Source organism: Streptomyces sp. NPDC034099, assembly GCF_055575415.1.
This window is the reverse complement of sequence record NZ_JBVISR010000014.1, coordinates 54,606-74,520: the sequence shown is the minus strand read 5'-3', so window position 1 is coordinate 74,520 and position 19,915 is coordinate 54,606. Positions and strand designations below refer to the sequence as shown.

At 73.6% G+C, this 19,915-nt stretch carries 6 protein-coding genes; 5 read left to right on the top strand and 1 reads right to left on the bottom strand.

Going from position 1 to position 19,915, the window contains the following annotated elements:
- The first annotated feature begins 91 nt into the window (after window positions 1-91).
- The 3 genes from ACZ56V_RS32025 (at window position 92) to ACZ56V_RS32015 (ending at window position 5,379) form a co-directional block, all read left to right on the top strand.
- The gene (locus ACZ56V_RS32025) at window positions 92-814 is read left to right on the top strand and encodes a type VII secretion system-associated protein (RefSeq protein WP_467383685.1); all 723 of its coding nucleotides are present in this window, start codon (window positions 92-94) and stop codon (window positions 812-814) included.
- Between the two features lie 329 nt (window positions 815-1,143).
- On the top strand, window positions 1,144-3,969 hold the full coding sequence (locus ACZ56V_RS32020) for a DNA polymerase III subunit gamma/tau domain-containing protein (RefSeq protein ID WP_468947144.1): 2,826 nt from the start codon (window positions 1,144-1,146) through the stop codon (window positions 3,967-3,969).
- Between the two features lie 252 nt (window positions 3,970-4,221).
- A complete protein-coding gene (locus tag ACZ56V_RS32015) occupies window positions 4,222-5,379 on the top strand; it encodes an RICIN domain-containing protein (RefSeq protein WP_468947143.1) in 1,158 nt (385 codons plus the stop codon).
- 46 nt (window positions 5,380-5,425) lie between these two features.
- Here ACZ56V_RS32015 and ACZ56V_RS32010 read toward each other — a convergent pair whose 3' ends face one another.
- Entirely contained in the window at window positions 5,426-6,235 is an 810-nt protein-coding gene (locus ACZ56V_RS32010) for a hypothetical protein (protein ID WP_467383679.1), read from the bottom strand.
- Window positions 6,236-6,572: 337 nt separating this feature from the next.
- Here ACZ56V_RS32010 and ACZ56V_RS32005 point away from each other — a divergent pair, with 337 nt between their 5' ends.
- Together ACZ56V_RS32005 and ACZ56V_RS32000 are read left to right on the top strand one after the other, a co-directional pair.
- Window positions 6,573-10,628: a non-ribosomal peptide synthetase gene (locus ACZ56V_RS32005; RefSeq protein ID WP_468947141.1), complete on the top strand. Its 4,056-nt coding sequence runs from the start codon at window positions 6,573-6,575 to the stop codon at window positions 10,626-10,628.
- Entirely contained in the window at window positions 10,628-19,897 is a 9,270-nt protein-coding gene (locus ACZ56V_RS32000) for an amino acid adenylation domain-containing protein (protein ID WP_468947139.1), read from the top strand. Before ACZ56V_RS32005 ends, ACZ56V_RS32000 begins: the two co-directional genes overlap by 1 nt.
- Window positions 19,898-19,915 lie beyond the last annotated feature (18 nt).

The window sequence follows — 19,915 nt, the reverse complement described above, 5'->3', positions numbered from 1 at the left end:
ACTCGAACTCAGAGCCCCCCGCCGCTCCGCCGCAACGACGACTTCGTCGTCAGCCGATCCCCGGATGATTTGCCCAGTGAACGAGGACACGATGACCGACTCTGCACAACCCCCCGCATTCCCTCCGGACTCCCCACCGCCGGATGAGGCCGTCCGGGCTGCGGACCCCGTCGGGGCTGATGCCGAGGCGAAGGAGCAGCCCGATCCGCCCGAGCCCCCCGAGGAGATCGTCCGGGCCGCCCGGCTGGCCCCGGGGCACTGGTTCAGCACGGTCGATCCCGGGTGGCGGGGCGAGGGCGTACCGCCCGACTACGCGGTGGCGGGCCGCTGGCGTTCCGACGCCGCGGGCGAGATCGTGGAGTGGCAGGACAACGACGCCTACCTGCCCTCCCCGCAGGTGCTGGGCTGGCCCGAGCCCACGGACCCCGTCGACGCGGCCCTCCAGCGCGCCGTCACCGGCTACGGCCCGCCCGAGGACGTGGCGTACGCACTGACCGACGCCGAGGTCGCCGTCCTCACGCTGCCGGACGGTTCGCCGGTCACGGCCACCGGGTCGGACGGCACCCCGGTGGTCCCGGTCTTCACCTCCTCCCGGTACCTGAACCTGGTGGGTGCTCTCGCCTTCGAGCACCGGGCCGCGATCGAGCTGCTGCCCCGACTGCCCGAAGAGCACCGGATCTACGTCAACCCCCCGAGTCCCGCGGGGGCGGTGCTGGAGACCGGGCCGCTGGCGGAGATGATGGCCCGCACGAAGACCGCGCGGCCGCGGACGGAACCGGACGGGACGGAGCGGGCAGCGGCAGGCGATGCGTGAGTTTCACCGCATCGGGGCGGTGAACGAACCGAGTGACTACCGCAGTCGACACAGCGAGGCGGGCCGGTGCGGGCCCGGTGAGCGAACGCGTGCTCATGGGGCGGTGGTCCGCCCGAACAGAGCTGTGTCTCGCCAGGACATACGGGCGTGGAGAAAGGGTCAGGGATGGGTGCGGAGATGAACAGCACGTGGAGGGAAGCGGGATGAGCCGCTGGAACGGTCCGCTGTCCCGGCGTCGGAGCGCCGCGTCTTCGAATGCGGGGCGACAGCGTGCCGGACGGGACACGGCCGGGCGGGACACCGGGACCGGCGGGGGACAGGCATCCCGGGTGCTGGTCGAGAACCACGGCGGTCTGCTCCTGCTCCGTCTGCCCACGGACGAGATCCTGCATCCGGCGGACGTCGCCGACCTGGCCAGGACGCTCGGCGCGGACGAGGACGGCACCGTCACGATCGTCGCCGTCGCGGCGGCCGGAGCCGCAGAGGCGCTCTGGCCGCGGCTGAGCGAGACGCTGGACTCCCTCCGGGACGAGGGGACATCGTCGGTACGGCTGGTGATGTCCGACGCCGGCACCGGCCACCCGGACCGTCCCGCACTGGCCCAGCAGATCGCCGACGCCTGGAAGATGACGGTCGAGGCCCCCGACGGACCGGTGCTCGTGGTGCCGGGCGGCTCGGTCTTCGTACCGCCCGGGCGCGGCGGTTGGCATCGTTTCGCCCCGGACGGCGAGCCGGAGGAGCTCGGGCCGCGTGCCCCGGCCCCCGGCTGGCAGCCCGCGCTGCGCCGCGCCCCGGCCCGTACGGCGGAGGGCTGTGTGGTCGACCAGATCCCGGCCGGCGTGGTGATCCGGCCCGCCGGGGCCAACGCACCGAGGCCCGGCGACCTGTTCCACGCGATACCCGTGGACCCGGGCCACCCGACCGTGGTCGTCGGCGTGCCGTGGGGGGAGGACGTCGTGGCCACCGACGTCGCCGAGGTCCTCGCCGGTCTGCCCGCCGTCGTCCGTCGCGGTGTGCGGCTCGCGCCCGGCGGGCGCCGGGACCTGCTGCGACTCGGCCAGTCGGTCGCCGGGCTCCTCAACGCCGAGGTCGAGGTCACCACCGGGCTGCCGCTGATCGCCACGGGCCAGCTGCTGGGCCGGTTCGGGATCCGGTCCGTGCTGTCCGGGCCGGACGGTGAACCGCGCTGGCTTCCCTTCGTGGACGCCGTGATGTGCCTGCCGTCCCGGGAGCCCACGGCGGCCGCAGACCCGGAGCCCGGCGGGCCCGCCCGTCCCGTACCGTCCACCGCACCCGCGCCCCGGCTGCTGTGGTGGTCCGGCCCCGCCCCGGAACTGGGCTTGTCCGAGAACGGTGTGGCCCGGCTCTCCGACGCCTGGCAGGCGGTAGCCACCCGGGCCGGGCTGTGGGTCGGACCCGCCGGTACGGACGCGCCGCGCACCGCCCGGCCGGTGAGCGTCGAGGGCCCGGTCGTCGAGATCGGCCGCGGCGGCGACCGGGTGGACGCCTCGCTCTGGCCCCTGCTCTCCGACCTCCTCGGCCGCCTCGCCCCCGACATACGCTCCCGTACGACGCTCCAGGTACACGCCCTCACACCCGACGGCGGCCGGGCGCTGCGCGGCCTCGCCGCCGACCACGCTCTCCGGATGATCAGCTTCGCGCCGGCCACCGCCCCGCGTCCCGCACGACGCGCCCCGGCCCCGACCATCACGGAGGCGGGAGCACGCACCGGCGCCGGGGCCCTCGGCCGGACTCCGGTGCCGTCTGCCGTCCCGACGTCCACCAGGCAGGCGAGCGCCCCCGGCTCACCGGAGCGGACACCGCTGCCCGGCTCCCCGCCCCCGGTCACGCCGGCCGTCGCGCCGGAACCGGCGGCAGCGGCCGCCACGGCTGCGTCCGGCGCAACGGCAGCGGCGCCGTCCTCTGCCGCCCCCGACGTGCCGGCCACGCCCACGCAGCGTTCCGGAGAGCCTTCCGTGCCGCCCCCCGTACCCGCCCCGGCGCCCTCCGTCAGGCCCGCCGGGCTCTCCTCCGCCCCGCTCGCCCCGGACGTTGCCGCGAGCGGGGACAAGGGGACCGGCGGGACCGGTATCACGACGGAAACGCCCCAGCCCCGCAGGGCGGTGACCGAGAGCGAGGCTGCGGAGACCGGCGCGCCGCCCGCCCCGGTACCGGACGCCCCCCGCGCGCGGCCCGTGCCCACCGGTGCGCCCTCCGCACGCTCGGCCCCTCCGGTCCCGGACCCCGTGGGCGGTACGGCTGCCGGGCAGTCCTCGGCGCGGCCGGACCCGGCACCCCGGACGCGAGTCGATCCCGTCCCCGCAGTTCCCACCCCCGTAGCCGCAGATGCCGACAGGCCCGCCACCCGTACGGAGTCCGCCCCGGAGTCCGCCGGGCCGCGTGGGCCCTTGCCCTCGGTGCCGGTGGAGCCGCAGCACAGCAGCACGCCCGCGGAGCGTACGGAGTTCCGGCGGCTCGCGGAGTCGACCTGGGAGCGGCACAGCGCGGTCGTCAACCGTGCGCTTGCGGAGATGCCGGCCCTGCGCGGCGCGGAGCAGGAGACGGCCCGTACCGACCTGGTGGCCCTCCGGATGTACCTGGACAACGCCGAAGGCCCTCTCGATCACCTTGAGTTGGCGAAGTCGCTGCGCTCCGGCGAACCGCGCCTCGTGCCGTACGCCGGGTGCATAGCGTCCGCGCTCGCACGGCTGCCGTCGTACCGGGGGGTCGTCCTGCGCGGGCTCGGCGGCGTTACCGGACCCGGTCGACTGCGACCCGGTGACGTGGTGCGCGACGCGGCACCGGTGAGCGGGCTGCCGCTCGACCCCGCCGGGAAGCAGCGGGTCGCCGGGGCGGGTTTCGCCATCTGGTCCACCACGGGCCGCCGGGTCCGGCGGCTGCTGGACGGAGACGAGCAGATCGTCTTCGCCCCCGGAACCGCCTACCGGGTCCTCGCCGTCCGTACGGACGGCGACGGCCCGTTGATCATGCTGCGCCAGATACGCAGCCCGGAAACCGCGTCCCTCCTCCTGGAGGACGCCGACGAGACCGCGCTGGAGCGCCTGAACCAAGCTCTGTCAGGCCGGACAGCGCCCGGAACGGGCGACTGGCCGGACCGCTGCGCAGGTCCTCTCGGCGGCATCGGTGTCCTCTGACGGCCGGCGGGCCACCTCCCCGCACACCCACCTCGACAAGGAGCTGTTATGCCTCATCAGCACGATCCCCCGGCGGGGGAGAGGCCGTCGTCCGTCTCCGTCCGCCGTGCGGTGTCCGTACCGCCGCCGGACCAGGGGCCGGGCGCGGACCTCGGTCCCCGCACTCCGGGTGCCGCGGCCCCGGACCCGACAACGTCCGGCTCCACGGCCACAGGCGCCGCGGAGCCATCGGCTCCGCCGGGCCCCGCCACGATGTCCGCCGAACCCGCCCCGGGCACACCGGAATCCGCCGCGACCGCCGCGCCGACGCCGGACGGGACCGCCCGCAGACGGTTCCTCGGGCTGCGCTCGCGCTCCGAGAGCACCGAACCCGCTCCGGAGGCGGCCGATCCCGCACGGGCGGAGGGCACGCGGCCCGAGCAGTCCGCGGCCGCCGAGGAGCCCGACAACGACGGCCGGTCGGGGCTGCTCTTCGCGTCGGACCACGACCACCCGGACGGCCCGGGCCCGGACGAGGCGAGCCCGGGACGCCCGCGCGGCCCCATGATCGCCGCGGCCGCCCTCGCGGGAGCGGTGCTCATCGGTGTACCGATCATCGTGTTTGTCGGTACGAGCGACGACGACCGCCCCACGGAGCAGTCGGTCGGCTCGAAGCCCGTGGGTGGCGAGCCTCTCGAACCCAACATGTCCGACGACAAGCCGCCCGCCGACTACGTGGCGGAGTCGCCGTCCCCGAGCGCTTCCCCGAGCACCGCCAGGAAGACAGCGCCCGAGACGGTCGCCGAGGTGAAGAAGGTCCCTGCCGCCGACACGGAGCAGGCGCCCGCGAAGGCGGAGTCGGCGGCGCCCGGGAGGGCGGAGTCGGCGGCGCCCGGGAAGGAGACCGAGAAGTCGGCCCCACCCACCCGCCGGCAGATGGCCAACGCCCTGTCCGGCAAGGCCAACGTCATGCTGAAGAACCAGCTGACCGGCCTGTGCGTCGACGTCCCCGGCGAAGGCAAGGGGAAGCCCGCCGGTGCGCTCAAGCAGGGCACGTGCAGGGCCACCACCGCGGACAACCAGATCTACGACCTGAAGGTGGTGGACAAGGACGGCGGACCGCAGGGATCCAGCCTGTTCGTGATCAAGAACCGCAAGAGCGGGCTCTGCCTCGACCTTTCGTACTACAAGTCCGTCAAGCCCGGCTCGAAGATCATGGAATACCACTGCAACAGTACGACCGCGGACAACCAGCTCTGGTGGCTGGATCCCAACGAGTACGGGAACCGCGTCCGTAACGTCGTGAGCAACAACCTGTGCATGGGCGTGGCAGGTGGCGACCGCTCCGAACTCGATGCCGCGCTGCAGTTGCAGACCTGCAGCGGCAAGGTGTTCAGCTCCCAGCGCTGGATGGTCAGCCAGCTCCAGTAGGCGCGAGCCCTGTTGACCGGGCCCTCAACCGACGTTGTCGGCCCGGTCAGCGACCCTCCGTCCGCTCGAGCGGAGGAAGTCCGTCGCACAGGACCGAGGGAAAGGCGGGTTCGATGCGGTGCACGTCGGTGCATCCGCCCTTCGCGCTGCGGGCGACCGGCTTCCAGCCCGACTTCTCGGCCCGGAAGAACCAGCGGTCACGGAGACTCGCCCCGCAGCCGGGGCTGGTGCCCTCGGGACAGGCCGGGCCCATGCGCGAGGAGACGTCGAACACCAGCCACTTCCCGTCGCAACGCTCCTCGCCGCGGGAGGTGTGGTTCGGTACGTCGAGCGCCATGACCGCCTGGTCGTAGGAGGCGGGCGTGCAGCCGGTGGGCGCGGGGTGGCAGCCGAGTTCGCCGCAGAGGCGCAAGTCCGGCAGGTGGGCGCCGTCCGCGGTGAACACGGTGTGGGTGTCCATGGCCAGTTCGCGGTTGCCGAGCGGGGACGGCAGTCGCACCTTCGCCGTGCTTGTCGCGGTCGTGCGGCAGTCGGCGTGCGGGGCGCCGCCCGTGAGGGCGGAGAACGTCACCTGCACCCACACGGTGCGGTCCGAGGTGTCCGTGACGGTCGCCTTCAGATCGCGTGCGCACGTCTTCCCGCCGCCGGGCACCTCGGCGTCGACGCTGAGCGTGCGCCGGTCGTCGGCGAGTCGGGCGGCCGTCACCCGGAATGGGGCGAACGTCTGCCAGCGCGCCGGCTCTGTCGGAGTCGCCGTGCTGCCGGAACCGGCCCGGACGGTCCCGCAGGCGCCGAGCAGCAGCACGCCGACGGCGCTCAGCACGACCGCCGTGACCAGTGATCTTGTGCGTCGCATGTTGTTCCGAGCCCCCCGGTGATTGTGGTCCTGGGGCCACTGTAGGGCGTTGCGTGCACGTCGAATCAGGATGGTCGAGAGTCGTGCAAAAGGGTCTGATGTGCGCAGAATTCTGCGCGGGAGACCGGCCGCCGGTCAGGGTGGTGTGGCGTGGGTCACTGTTGACCAGGTGATCGACTCGCAATTAATATCAGCGGAAATAAATCGCCGCCGCGGTGGGCGGAAAAAGCGGACACTTCCCTGATTATTCCTCCGAATTGTATCCCGGGTGCCTTTGGTGCAGTAAAGCGGAGCTGTGGAAGGAATGGCTGCGCGGGGGCAGACATTCACGTCGAGAGTGCCAGTGCATGTTTCCGTCCCTTTTGTTTCGTGTGAAGGGTGGTCCGTGTCTCCTCCCCACATCGTTGTTCCCCGACCTTCCGGCGAAAGGACGCCTCCCGCGCCGCTGTCCCTGGCGCAGGAGCGACTGTGGGTCATGGCACGTATGGGCGAAGACGCCAGTGCCGCCTACAACGAGCCGATGCCCTTCGACATCCGCGGGGCCCTCGACCGTGACCTGCTCGTGCGGGCGCTGCACCTGCTCGCGGCCCGGCACGAGGCGCTACGCACCCGGCTGGTGCCCTCCGGCGGCTCGGCGCTCCAGGTCGTCGACCCGCCCGGGACCGGGTTCCGGGTGACGGTCGAGGACCTGACGCGGTTGCCCGACGCGGCCGAGCGGTTCACCCGCATCCGGCACGCGGTGGAAGGCGCCCCGTTCCGGCTGGGCGAGGAACCCATGGTGCGCGGCTGTCTGGTGAAGCTCCGAACGGACCACCACGTACTGCTTCTGACGGCGCATCACATCGTTTTCGACGGCTGGTCCCGTTCCCTGCTCCTGCGTGAACTGGGCCAGGTGTACACCGCGCTCCAAGAGGGGCGGGACGCCGTACTGCCGGAACTGACCTGGCAGTACAGCGACTACACCCGCTGGCAGTGGGAGTGGATGTCGGGAGCGGACCCCGCCGCGCACGCGGAGTACTGGGCCGACGCGCTGGCGGGCGCTCCGGCCGTGCTCTCCGTGCCCACCGACCGGCCCCGCCCGCCCGAACAGGTCTTCCGTGGCGACCGGGTCACCGTGACCGTCGACGAGGATCTGACGAGGGCTTTGCGCGACCTCGCCGCGGACCACGGTGTTTCCCTGTACGCCACCGTTCTGACCGGTTGGTCCGTGCTCCTCTCGCTGCTGTCGGGGCAGGACGACATCGTTGTCGGGGCTCCCACCTCGAACCGCCGCCGCGGTGATGTGGAGGGCCTGATCGGCCTTTTCGTCAACACGCTCGCCCTGCGCGCGGACCTGTCCGGCTCGCCTCGTGTCGCCGACGTCCTCAAGCGGGTCAACCAGCGGGTTCGGGACGCTCTCCGCCATGTCGACCTGCCGTTCGAGCGGGTGGTGGAAGTGGTCAACCCGCCGCGCAGCCCCGCCCACACGGCGCTGTTCCAGACCATGTTCGCCTGGGTCCCCTCCATGCGGAGGGAACTGGAACTTCCTGGTCTGGACGTGGAGTTGCGGCAGGACGCCGCCCATGTGCCGGCGAAGTTCGACATGGTCCTGGCGCTGGCCGACGAGGGGCCACGGCTCACCGGGGAGCTCGACTACGCGGTGTCACTCTTCGACCGGACGACCGTCGAACGGTACGTACGCCAGTTCTTACGTGTGCTGCACCTGATGACCCGGCAGCCCGGAGCGGAGATCGCCGATCTGACCCTGCTGCACCGTGACGAACAGCGCGAACTCCTTGCCGCCTTCAGCACAGGACCCGCAGCTTGTGAGCCGGACTCACCGGTTCCGGCGGGCCTGCTGGAGCGGTTCGCCGAACAGGTACGGACACGGCCGCGGCAGCCCGCCGTGGTGGCCGGGGACACGGTGCTGGACTACCGGACACTGGACCGCCGGGCCAACCGGCTCGCGCACGCGTTGACCGCTCGCGGCGCCGGACCCGATCGCGTGGTCGGCCTGCACGCCGGCCGCACGGCGGACCTCGTCGTCGGCGTGCTCGGCATCCTCAAGGCCGGCGCCGCCTACCTTCCCCTGGACCCCGGCCAGCCCCCGGAGCGCCTCACCGCCATGGCGGACGACGCCGCGCCGGTCCTGGTGCTGACCGACGGGGAGGACACGCCGGGCGACGACCGGCAGCCGTGGGAGAACCTGGCGAAGGTCGAGGCGGAGGGAGCGCACGAGGAAGCACCGGAGGTGGGCGCGGACCCCGCCCGGCTCGCCTACGTCATCTACACCTCGGGATCGACCGGCCGCCCCAAGGGCGTGGCGGTCACGCACGGCAGCGTGATCAACCTCTTCGACCACTGGCGCGACCTCATGGGGGACGCGCCCGGCGAGGCAGCGTCGGCCTGGTCCAGCATCGGCTTCGACGCGTCGGTGCACGAACTCCTCGTACCGCTGACCACCGGAGCCGTGCTCCACCTCGTCCCCGACGAACTCCGCGGCGACCCCGGGGCCCTCATGGCGTGGCTGCGCGAGCACCGGGTCACCCAGGCGTTCCTGCCGCCCTCCTACGTCCTGTGGGCCGACGAGGACCCGGCCGCCCGCCTGGCCGGACTGAGCCTGCGCCAGCTCCTCACCGGAGTGGAGTCCCTGCCCGAGCGGGCTCTGTACCGCATGCGTGAGTGCCTTCCCGGCCTGCGCATCTGCTTCGGCTACGGCCCGACCGAGGCGACGCTCTACTCCACCGCCTACACCGATCCGAAGCCCTACGAGCGGCCCTGCCCCATCGGACGGCCGCTGCGCGGCACCCGCCTGTACCTGCTCGACGACCGTATGCGCCCGGTCCCGGTGGGGGTCGTCGGTGAGGTCTACCTGGGCGGCGCGAGCCTCGCCCGCGGATACCTGAACCGCCCGGACCTCACCGACGAGGCGTTCGTCCCCGACCCCTTCGTCCCCGGCGAGCGCGTCTACCGCACCGGCGACCTGGCGCGCTGGCTGCCGGACGGCAACGCCGAGTACGCCGGCCGCCGCGACGACCAGCTCAAGCTGCGCGGTTTCCGCATCGAACCCGGTGAGGTCGAGGCGGCCCTGCTCGCGGTCCCCGGCGTGCGGGAGGCCGTGGTGCTCGCCGACCGCGACACACCCGGCGGCCCGCACCTCGTCGCGGGCGTGGGCTGCGACGAGGGGACCACGCGCACGGCGTACGAGTGGCGCGCGGCCCTCCGGGACCACCTGCCCGACTACATGATCCCGGTGGTGGTGGCCGAGTTCCCGCGCCTGCCGTTGAACCGCAGCGGCAAGGTGGACCGGCCCGCGGTGCTGCGCGCCGCAGCGGGCGCCCGAACCGGCCGGGTCAACACGGCCGCGCCCCGCGACCACGTGGAAATGGCGCTCCACCGGATCTGGCGCCGGCTGCTGCTGCACCCGGACGTCGGCATCGGCGACGACTTCTTCGAACTCGGCGGCACATCGATATCGGCGATCAAGATGGCCGCCGCCGTCCAGGAAGAGCTCCGCGTGCCCCTGCCGGTCCGGGACGTCATGCTGCACCCCACCATCGAGGCGCTCGCCGAACGGGTGCGCGGCCACGGCGCCGGCGCCACGCCGCCCGCCGACGTCAGCAGTCTGGTGGAGTTCCGCCCGGGCGACGGCCGGCAGCGGGTGGTCTGCATCCATCCCGCCGGCGGTACCGCCTTCTGCTACCTGCCGCTGTCCGCGGCCCTGCCCGACGGCGTCGGTGTGGTGGGACTCCAGGCACCCGGCATCAACCCCGGCGAGTCCGTCCTGCCCGGCGTCGAGGAGATGGCGGAGGAGTACCTTCGGCTCGTCGAGCCCGGGCGGGACGAGGCACTGGTGCTGTGCGGACTCTCCTACGGCGGCCTGATCGCGTACGAGATGGGCCGTCGGCTGGCGGCGAACGGACGGCAGAGGGTGAGCGTGGTCCTCCTCGACACCCACGGCATGCAGGGCGGGGGAGACGCACGGGAGCGCGCCGCGGTCGGACCGGTCGGCATGGAGGAGTTCCGGGCAAAGCTGGTGCGCTTCAACGGCATGTACCCGGGCATCGACGACGACCAGGTGGCTCGGTACCTGACGGTCTACAACCACCACCGTGAGACGGCCGCGGCCTACGTCGTACCCGAGTCACCGGCCCGCGTCCTGCTGATGCAGGCGACGGACGTACGGGACGAGGACGACGAGGAGGCGCCCGGCCGCCTGCGCGCGTTCTGGCGCCGCCGTGTCACAGGCGACTTCAGCGTCGAGCCGGTCGCCTGCGGCCACTGGGACATGCTGGAGAGCGACGAACTGCCACGGGTCGCCTCCGTCCTCGTCGCCGAGCTGGCCCGGCTGACACCAGGCCCGGCAGGCACCGGGACGCCGCTCGCGACCCCTTACGGCATGTTGGAGGACTGATGGAACCGCCCCTGCCCGAACACTCCTCCGCCCCTACCGCCGACCCGGGCACGGCGTCGGGGATCGCCCTCGCCGTCCACCGCCGGGCCCTGCGCACTCCGGACGCGGACGCGGTCGTCGACGGCGACGTACGCCTGGACTACGCGACGCTGAACGCCGCGGCGGCGGCCGTCGCCGAGGCACTGGGCCGCCAGGGCGTGGCACCAGGGCGGTCCGTGGCCGTCGCACTGCCGCGCTCGTGGCAACTGGTCTGCGTGATGCTCGGCATCCTGCGCACCGGTGCCCGGGTGGTGCCGCTGGACATCCAGAGCCCACTCGAACGCCTCCTCTTCATCCTCCGGGACTCCGGCGCCGACATCCTGGTGCACGCCGCCTCCGAGAACGGCGGCGAACTAGGACGGGGCAGGACAGCGCTAGCGGTCGACACGCTGCTGCCCGCGCCCCCGGACGGCGCGGCGACCGCACCCGAACCCCACACCGCCGACGACGTGTCCTTCCTGTTCTACACCTCGGGAACGACCGGCCGGCCCAAGGGCGTCGAAGTCCGCGACGCCGGTGTCATGCGACTGGCACGGCCCGGCTACATCCGGGTCGGACCCGGTCTTCGCTACGCGTGCCTGGCGAACCCGGCGTTCGACGCGCTGAGCTTCGAGGTCTGGGTGCCGCTGCTGACCGGTGGAGTGTGCGTGGTCCTGCGCGACGCGGACGCCCAGAACCCCGAGAGGCTCGCCGCGGCGCTGCGGCGTGAACGGGTGGACACCGTCTTCGTCACGACCGCGCTGTTCAACGCGGTGGTCACGGCCGTCCCCGACTGCTTCGCCGCGGCCGGTCAGGTCCTCGTGGGCGGGGAACAGCTCAACCCCCGGGTGATGCGCCGCTGGTACCGGGACAACGCCGACAGTGGCACGCGCCTGTACAACGTCTACGGGCCGACCGAGTCCACCACGTTCGCCCTGTGCCAGCCGATCCCGCGGGACCTCGACGGCGACGTGGTGCCGATCGGGCGGCCCCTGCCGCACACCGGGGCCGTCGTCGCCGTACCGGACCAGCGGCGGGTGGCCGCGCCCGGCGAGGTCGCCGAACTCCTGCTCAGCGGCGCCGGACTCGCGTCCGGCTACCGCAACCTCCCGGAGGAGACCGAACGGCGCTTCGTGCGGCTGGCCTGGCTCGACGGAGGCCGGGAGCGGTACTACCGCACCGGTGACCTCGTACGGACCGACGACGAGGGGCGCGTGGAGTACGTCGGACGCACCGACCGGCAGGTCAAGGTCCGTGGCTTCCGGATCGAGCCCGGCGAGGTGGAGCGGCACGTCCTCACCCACCCGGGCGTCCGGCAGGCCCACGTCTGCACACGGCGCGAGGGCGAGGAGGGCAGCAACGAACTGCTCGCCTTCGTCGTCCTGCGGCACGAGGTCCCCTTCGAGGAGTTCGACGCCCATCTCGCGGCGCACCTGCCCGCCTACATGCGCCCGCACCACATCCACCTCGTTGCGGAGCTGCCGCTCAATCCCAACGGCAAAATCGACCAGGCCGCGCTGCTGCGGGTGACCGGCAGGCCCTGGCGTCCCGGCGTGTCCGGCGCACCGGCCGCGACGGACACGGAGCGAGGTGTACTGGACCTGGCCGAACAGGTCCTGGGCACCAGCGGCCTCGGACTCGGTGACCGGTGGATCGCCGCCGGCGGCGACTCGCTGAAGGCCCTGCGCTTCCGCTTCGCCGTCCGGCAGCGCTGGGGCCACGACCTGCCGCAGGCGACCGTCCTGCACGGCGACCTCGCCGCCGTCGTCCGAGCCGTCACCGCGGCCGGCCCTCACGCGAGGAACGCATACCCCCCACTGGCGGCCGTCGGCGCCCGCTCGGCGCCCGCCACGAGTGAGCAGCAGCGGTTGTGGCTGCTGCAACGCCGTGCACCGGACTCCCGGGCCTACTCCGTCCACCAGGCGTTCCGCGTGGACGGACCCGTCGACACCGCCCGCCTGCGACGGGCGCTGCGTACCCTGGTGACCCGTCACGCCGCCCTGCGGACCGGCTTCAGCCACGGCGCGCGGGGACTCGAACAGAGAGTCGGCGAGCCGTACGACCCCTGGCACGAGCCGGAACCACGGCCGGCGTGGGACGAGGAAGAGGCGCACGCCTTCGCCGACGCCTTCTTCGCCGAGCCCTTCGACCTCGCCGACCCCCGGATGCTCCGGACCTGCTGGCTGCCCCGGAACGGCGGCGGGACACTCCTGCTCCACCTGCACCACATCGCCGTCGACGGATGGTCACTGGGCATCCTGCTGCGCGACCTGTCCGCCTTCTACGCCGACGCGGCCGACACCCCGGCCGAACCGTCCATGGCACAGGCCGCGACCCCCCTGGACTTCGCCGTCTGGCAGAACACCTGGTTCGCGACCGACGCGTACCGCGCCCGGCGCGACGAACTCCTCGCGCACTACCGCGAGTCGCAGGAGCCCCAGGAACCGCTCACCGGCCACGGCACCGAACCGGCACCACGGGCCCGGCTGCTGCGCACCCGCCTCGACACCGCACGCCGGGCCGGGCTGGACCGGCTCTGCGCCGAACTCGGCCTGACCCGTTTCCAGACGCTGCTCACCGTCTTCTCCTGGAGCTTGTACGGAGTGACCGGCGTGGTCCGCCCGCGCGTCGCCACGCCGGTCGCCAACCGCCCGGTGGCCGAGCTGGAGCACAGCGTCGGCATGCTGGCCAACACCGTGCTGCTGCCGGTGACCGTCGATCCCGGAGAGGACCTGCGAGCACACCTCCTTCGCACGGGAACCGGAACCGCACAGGTGCTGCGCTGCCAGGACGTGGCCCTCACGGACGTACTGACCGGCTGGGAAGAACTCGGCGACGGCACTCCGTTCGACTTCCTGTTCGTGTCGGAGAACACCGACTTCGCGGGGCTGCGGCTGCCCGGCTGCACCCAGCGTCCCCTGTGGTGGGCGGCGACGGAGGCCAAGTGCCCGATGACGGTGTCCGTCGTCGACCACCCCGAGGGACTCGACCTGCTGTGGGAGTACGCGGAGGACCGCTTCTCCGCCGAGGACGTCGAGGCGATGGCCGCCCTGTTCGCAGGCGGCCTGGACGCGCTCGCGGCCGGTGGCCGGTCCACCGCGCGCGAACTGGTCGCGCCGTACCGGCGTTCCCTGCCGCGGTACGGGCGCGGACCCGCCCCGCAGCCGGGTTTCACCACCGTCGCCGACGGCTTCGCCCGGCAGGTCGCCCGCACCCCCGGGGCCACCGCCCTGCTGACGGCCGACGGGAGCACCCTCACCTACGAGGCCCTCGACGCCCTCGCCGCGGACCTCGCCACCGAACTGGCCGACCGCTACCCCGTCCCCGCCGACGGCGGGACCTGCCGGGTGGCGCTGTACCTGGAGCCGTCCACCGAGCACGTGGTGTCCCTGCTGGCACTGGCGCGGCTGAACCTCACCGCCGTACCCCTGGACCCCTCCTACCCGCCCGACGTGCTGCGCCGGGTCCTGGAGCTGGTCGACCCGCTCTGCGTCCTGGTCCCACCCGCAGGGGCGCCCGCGCCGGACACACCGCTCCCGCCCGACGTGGCCCGCCACCCCGTCGTCCTGACGGGCCGGGTGCCGCTGCGGCGGATCCCCCGGGCGGCCGGTTGTCACGACGGCGCCAGGCCGCTGTACACGCTGTTCACCTCCGGCTCCAGCGGCGTCCCCAAGGGCGTGGAGATATCCGACCGCACGTTGTGCAACCTGATCCGGTGGCAGTCCGGAACCGGAGGCCCGGCCGGACCGGCGGCCACCCAGCAGTTCTCCATGCTCGCGTTCGACGTGTCGTTCCAGGAGATCTTCGGAACGCTGTGCACCGGCGGCAGCCTGCAACTGATCCGCCCCGAGTGGCGCCAGGACGTCCCCGCGCTCCTGGACCGGCTGGAGTCGGCGGGCACCGAACGGATCTTCATGCCGTACGTGGCGCTGCAACTGCTCGCCGAGTACGGCGTCCGGCTGGGAAGGTTCCCCTCGCGGCTGCGCGAGGTGGTCACCGCGGGCGAGCAGCCGGTGTGCACGGACACCGTCCGCAGTTGGTTCTCCGGACTGCCCGGCGCCCGGCTGTTCAACCACTACGGGCCGACCGAGACCCACGTGGTCAGCGCCCTGTGCCTGGAGGGCGACCCGAGGGAGTGGCCCGAGCGGCCCGCCGTCGGACGCCCGGTGGCCGGTGCCGACCTGCGCGTCGTGGACGCCCACGGCGACCCGGTCCCGCCCGGGTGCACCGGTGAACTGCTGATCGGCGGCACCATGGCCACCCGCTGCTACCTCGACGCTCCCGCGTCCGACGACCCCCGCTTCACCGAGGTGCCCGGAGCCGGCCTGTTCTACCGCAGCGGCGACCGGGCCTGGTTCGACCACGAGGGTCTGCTGCACTACGCGGGCCGCGACGACCAGCAGATCAAATGGAGCGGACACCGGCTGGAACTCGGCGCCGTCGAGACGGTCCTGCTGCGCCACCCGCTGGTGGCCAACGCCGTCGTCGCGCTCGACGGGAACCGGCTGACCGCCTGTCTGCAGTTCCGGGGCGAGACCGCCTCCGCCGACGAGCTCGGCGCCCACCTCGCCACCTCACTGCCTTCCTACGTCCGCGTGGACCGCTTCCGGGCACTGCCCGTGCTGCCCCGCACCCCCAGCGGCAAAGTGGACCGGAGGGCCGCCCTGCGGGCGCCGGGTGAGGAGCTGCGCCGCACGACGGCCGCCCGCACCGGCCTGTCGGCCGACGAGGAGCGGCTCTCCACCGCCTTCCAGGAGGTCACCGGGGCGGCGATCGGACCGGACCAGACCTTCTTCGAGGCCGGCGCCTCCAGCCTCGCCCTCATACGCTTCCATCTGCGCTGCACCACTTCGCTGGGACTGCGTTTCGGTGTCGCGGACCTCTTCGAGCACGTCACCGTCCGCTCCCTGGCCCGCCACCTCGCCGCCCCCGCCCGGCCCGGCCCCGAAGCAGCCGCCGCCCCCGCCGAGGAGAACGACGAGGACCCCCGGCCCGGCGAACCCGTCGCGGTCGTCGGCATGGCGTTACGGGTGCCCGGCGCCGCGGACCTCGCCGCCTTCTGGGACCTGGTCGTCTCGGGCGGCACCGGCATCCGCCGCATCGACGCCCCGGAAGGCGTCGTCGGCGCGCACAGCACGCTCGACGCGATGCTCGGCTTCGACCCGGGCCACTTCGGCATCAGCCCGCAGGAGGCCCGCCTGATGGACCCTCAGCAGCGGCATCTGCTGATGGCCTGCGTACAGGCACTGGCCCACGCCGGCATCGCGGACACCTCGGCCACGCGCGTGGGCCTGGTGGCCGGCGCCGGCGAGAACACCTACTTCCAGTCCCTGCTGCTCGAGGCGGACCCCGACCGGCTGCCCGACGGCTTCCAGCTCGCCCTGCACCACGAGAAGGACTTCCTGGCCACCAAGGCGGCCTATCACCTCGGGCTGACCGGCCCCGCCTTCAGCGCCCAGACCGCGTGCTCGAGTTCCCTGGTCGCCGTGCACCTCGCGGCCGGCCTGCTCCGGCAGGGCGAAGCCGAGGCCATGCTCGCCGCAGGAGTGCTGATCGACCCCCGCCTCACCGGCGGCTACCGGTACCGGCCACAGCACATCTTCTCCGCGGACGGCGACTGCCGGCCCTTCAGCGACGACGCGACCGGGACGGTCGGCGCCAGCGGTGTCGGTGTCGTGGTCCTCAAGACGTTGCGACGGGCACGGCGCGACGGCGACACCGTCTACGCGGTCCTCACCGGCTCCGCCGTCAACAACGACGGTGCGGCGAAGATCAGTTACACCGCACCGTCCGTGTCCGGACAGCGCGAGGTCGTCCGGGCCGCGCTGGCCCGCGCCGGACGCACCGGCGCCGACCTGGGCTACGTCGAGGCACACGGAACCGGGACCCGGCTGGGCGACCCGATCGAGGTGAGCGCCCTGCGACAGGCCTACGGCGTCGACGAGTCCGGCCGCTGCGCCCTTGGCTCCGTCAAGAGCCAGCTGGGCCACCTGGGAGCCGCCGCCGGTGTGGTGGGCCTGGTACGCGCCGTCCTCGCCGTCTACCACGGGACCGTCCCGCCCACCCTCAACTTCCGCGCCTTCAACCCCGAGATCGGGCCCGACCCCACCCCCTTCCACGTCCCCACCGAGGCAGCGCCCTGGCCCGGGGGACGCGAACGGGTGGCCGCGGTGAGCAGCTTCGGGATCGGCGGCACCAACGCGCACGTCATCGTCGAACGGCCCACCGGGACCGGCGACGCCGCGCCCCGCGACGTACCCAGGTGCCTGGTGCTCTCCGCGTCGGGCAGGGACGCCCTCGTCGCCGACGCCGCACGGATCGCCGACTACCTCGGCTCACGGCCCGACCGCTACGAGGCGGTACTGCGTCACCTGCAGGCCGGCCGCCCCGCCCGACGCCTGCGGACCGCGGCGGCCGTCGAGGACGTCACCGCCGCCGTGGACTGGCTGCGCACGGTCGCCGCCGGAGAGGTCCCGCACGGCACTGCCGACCCGGACGCCGCCCCGGCCCCCGCCGTCGGCCGCACGGCCCACGACCTCGCCCGGGAGTGGACCGCCGGACGGTCCGTCGTCTGGAGCCCGGGACCCGCCCCGGCCCCCTGGGACTTCCCGCCCCCGTCGTTCGCTCTCACGGAGTGCGACTTCGACCGCGCGCCCGCGCCCGCGGTCGCCGGACCCCGGCGGCTGCCCCCGTCGGACTGGCTGCACCAGCCGCATTGGGTCCGGTCGCGCCGCGCCTCGGTCCCGGAAGGCGCCGCACGGACCGGGGACGGGCCCCTCGTGGTCGTCGTGGCCGCCGAAAGCACCCCCCGGGAGGCGTACACACCGTTCGAGGCCGTGTCCTCCAGGCTCATCCGGGTCCATCCGTCCACCGCCTTCGCCCGCAGGGGGCCCGACAGCTTCGACGCCGACCCGGCCGACCCGGCGTCGCTGCGCCTGGTGCTCGACGCCCTGTCCGACGACGGCACCGGATCCGTCGGGGCCGCGGTTCGAACGGAGTGGGTGCACGCGCTGCCCCTGGACGTGACGGGGCCGGTCGGCGCCGACACGCTGGCCCGTGCCCGTCACGCCTGCCTGGACACCACGGCGGCCCTGGCCCAGGCGCTGGCCGGGCGGACCGGCCGTCCCCGCGTGTGGTGGCTGTCGTACGGCGCGCGCCCCGTGCACGCAACGGTGGACCGACCCGAACTCGCGCTCCTCGGGGGACCGGTGGAGACCGCCGCCCAGGAAGCCGTCCTGGACGGCCACTGGCTGGACCTCCCCGACGGTGACCTGACCCGCTGGGCCGCACCGGTGGCCGCGCTCGTCGCGGGCCCCCACCCGTCGGGGCGCTCGGACGACGGGGGCCCGACCCGGCAGCTCGCGCTGCGGCAGGGCTACTGGTGGCGGCCGGGCACCACCCCCGTGGCCGCGCCGCCGGACCCCGAGCCCCTGGTACCGGCCGGACCGGACACGGTCCACCTGATCCTGGGCGGCACCGGTGGCATCGGCCGTGCCGTCGCCGCCTGGCTCCTGGAACACACCGACGGGCGGATCCTGCTGCTGTCGAGGAACCCCCGGCTCCCCGAGGAACTCGACCGCTGGGCCGATCGCGTCGGCCTCATGGCGATGGACCTGGCGACCACGCCCGCACACGAGGTGGCGGCGGCCGTCGCCGAGCACACCGCACGCCTGGACGGTGTCGTCCACGCGGCCGGCCTCGGACACGGCGGGTTGCTCGTGCGTCGCGACGCGGCGGCGATGCGGGACGCCGCCGCGGCCCGCGAGGGCGGCGCGCTCGTCGTGGAGCATCTCATCGCCGCCCTCCGGCCGCGGTTCGCCGTCTACTGCTCCTCCATGTCCGCCCTGCTCGGCGGCGTCGGGCAGAGCGACTACGCGGCCGGAGCGAGCCTGCTCGACGGCTTCGCCCACCACCGCGCCACCGAGACGGAGGAGACCGTCCGGATCGGTATCGACTGGGACATCTGGCGTGAGACCGGGATGGCGACACGGGTCGCGCACCCCGACAGCCGCCACCGGGCACACCTGGACGTCGGCCTGACGACCGAGGAGGGAAAAGAGGTCCTCGCCCACGCCCTGGCTCTGCAACTGCCCCAGCTCCTCGTCTCCACCACCGACCTCGCCGCCTCCCGCGCGTTCTACGCCCCCGCCGCCGAGGACCGGCCGGAACCACCCGTCCCGTGTCCCGCCCCGCCGGACGGCGCCGCGGAACGGGCCGCGGCCCTGGCCCGCGTGGTCCGGGGCCTGCTCGGCGTGGACGAACTGGACCCGGACGACTCCCTGTACGACCTCGGCGCCGACTCGCTGACCCTGATCAGCGTGATCGCCACCATCGAGGACGACTACGGCGTCGAGTTCGACCTCGCCTCCTTCAGCCACCGGGTCAGCCTCGCCGAAATCCTCAAACAACTGGAGGCGTCCCTCACTCCCGCCGAGCCCACCGCCGGCGAGACGGGGGAGACCCGCTCCCCGGTCGTCCTCGACATCTGGCAGGAGGGGAACGACGACACCGTCCTGTGCCTGCTGCACCCCGTGGGCGGAGACATCCAGGCGTACCGGCCCCTGGTGGGGGAGCTGGGCCCGGCACCCACCGTGTGCCTCATCGCCGATCCGGCCCTGCGCGACACCGGAGCGCCCGCCTGGTCCCTGGCCGAACGCGCCCGTCACTACGACGCGGCACTGAGGGCCCGCTTCGAGGGCTCCGGCCACCGCATCCACCTGGCGGGGTGGTCCTTCGGAGCCCGGGTGGCCATGGAGATGGCGGGGCTGGCAGAGTCTGCCGGGCACCGGCTGGAGGCACTCCACCTGCTGGACCCGCCGCCGCCCCGGACGGAGACGCCGGCCGCCGCCCGGGACGAGACCTACCTGGAGGCGGTGTTCGCCGCCGAACTGGGCGCCCGCGCCTCGCTGCCGTCCGGCTCGTCCGACCCGGCGCGGGCCTACTCCGAACGGCTGGCCCGCTGCTGTCGGGCCAACCTGCGCAGCCTGGACGAGCACCGTGTGCGGCCGCTCGCCTCCGTCCCCACCTTCCTGTGGCTGGCCGAACAGCGTACGGCCGGACTGCCCGCACCCGGCGACCCCCGGGAGACGGAGCGGCAGTGGAGGGCGTGTCTTCCGCCCACCGCCGTACGGCGGACCCTGCCCACCGACCACTACGGCATCGTCTCGCCGCCCCACGTACACACGGTCGCCGAGGCCATCAGGGCAGCGCTTGCGGGCCCGTCGGCCGCGCCCCCGGCCACGTCGTCCTGACCGCACCCCCTCTGGAGG

Excerpts from the sequence above, each read along its gene's own strand:
- ACZ56V_RS32025 (WP_467383685.1), top strand. The coding sequence starts at position 92 with ATGACCGACTCTGCACAACCCCCCGCATTCCCTCCGGACTCCCCACCG.
- ACZ56V_RS32010 (WP_467383679.1), bottom strand. The coding sequence starts at position 6,235 with ATGCGACGCACAAGATCACTGGTCACGGCGGTCGTGCTGAGCGCCGTC.
- ACZ56V_RS32015 (WP_468947143.1), top strand. The coding sequence starts at position 4,222 with ATGTCCGCCGAACCCGCCCCGGGCACACCGGAATCCGCCGCGACCGCC.
- ACZ56V_RS32000 (WP_468947139.1), top strand. The coding sequence starts at position 10,628 with ATGGAACCGCCCCTGCCCGAACACTCCTCCGCCCCTACCGCCGACCCG.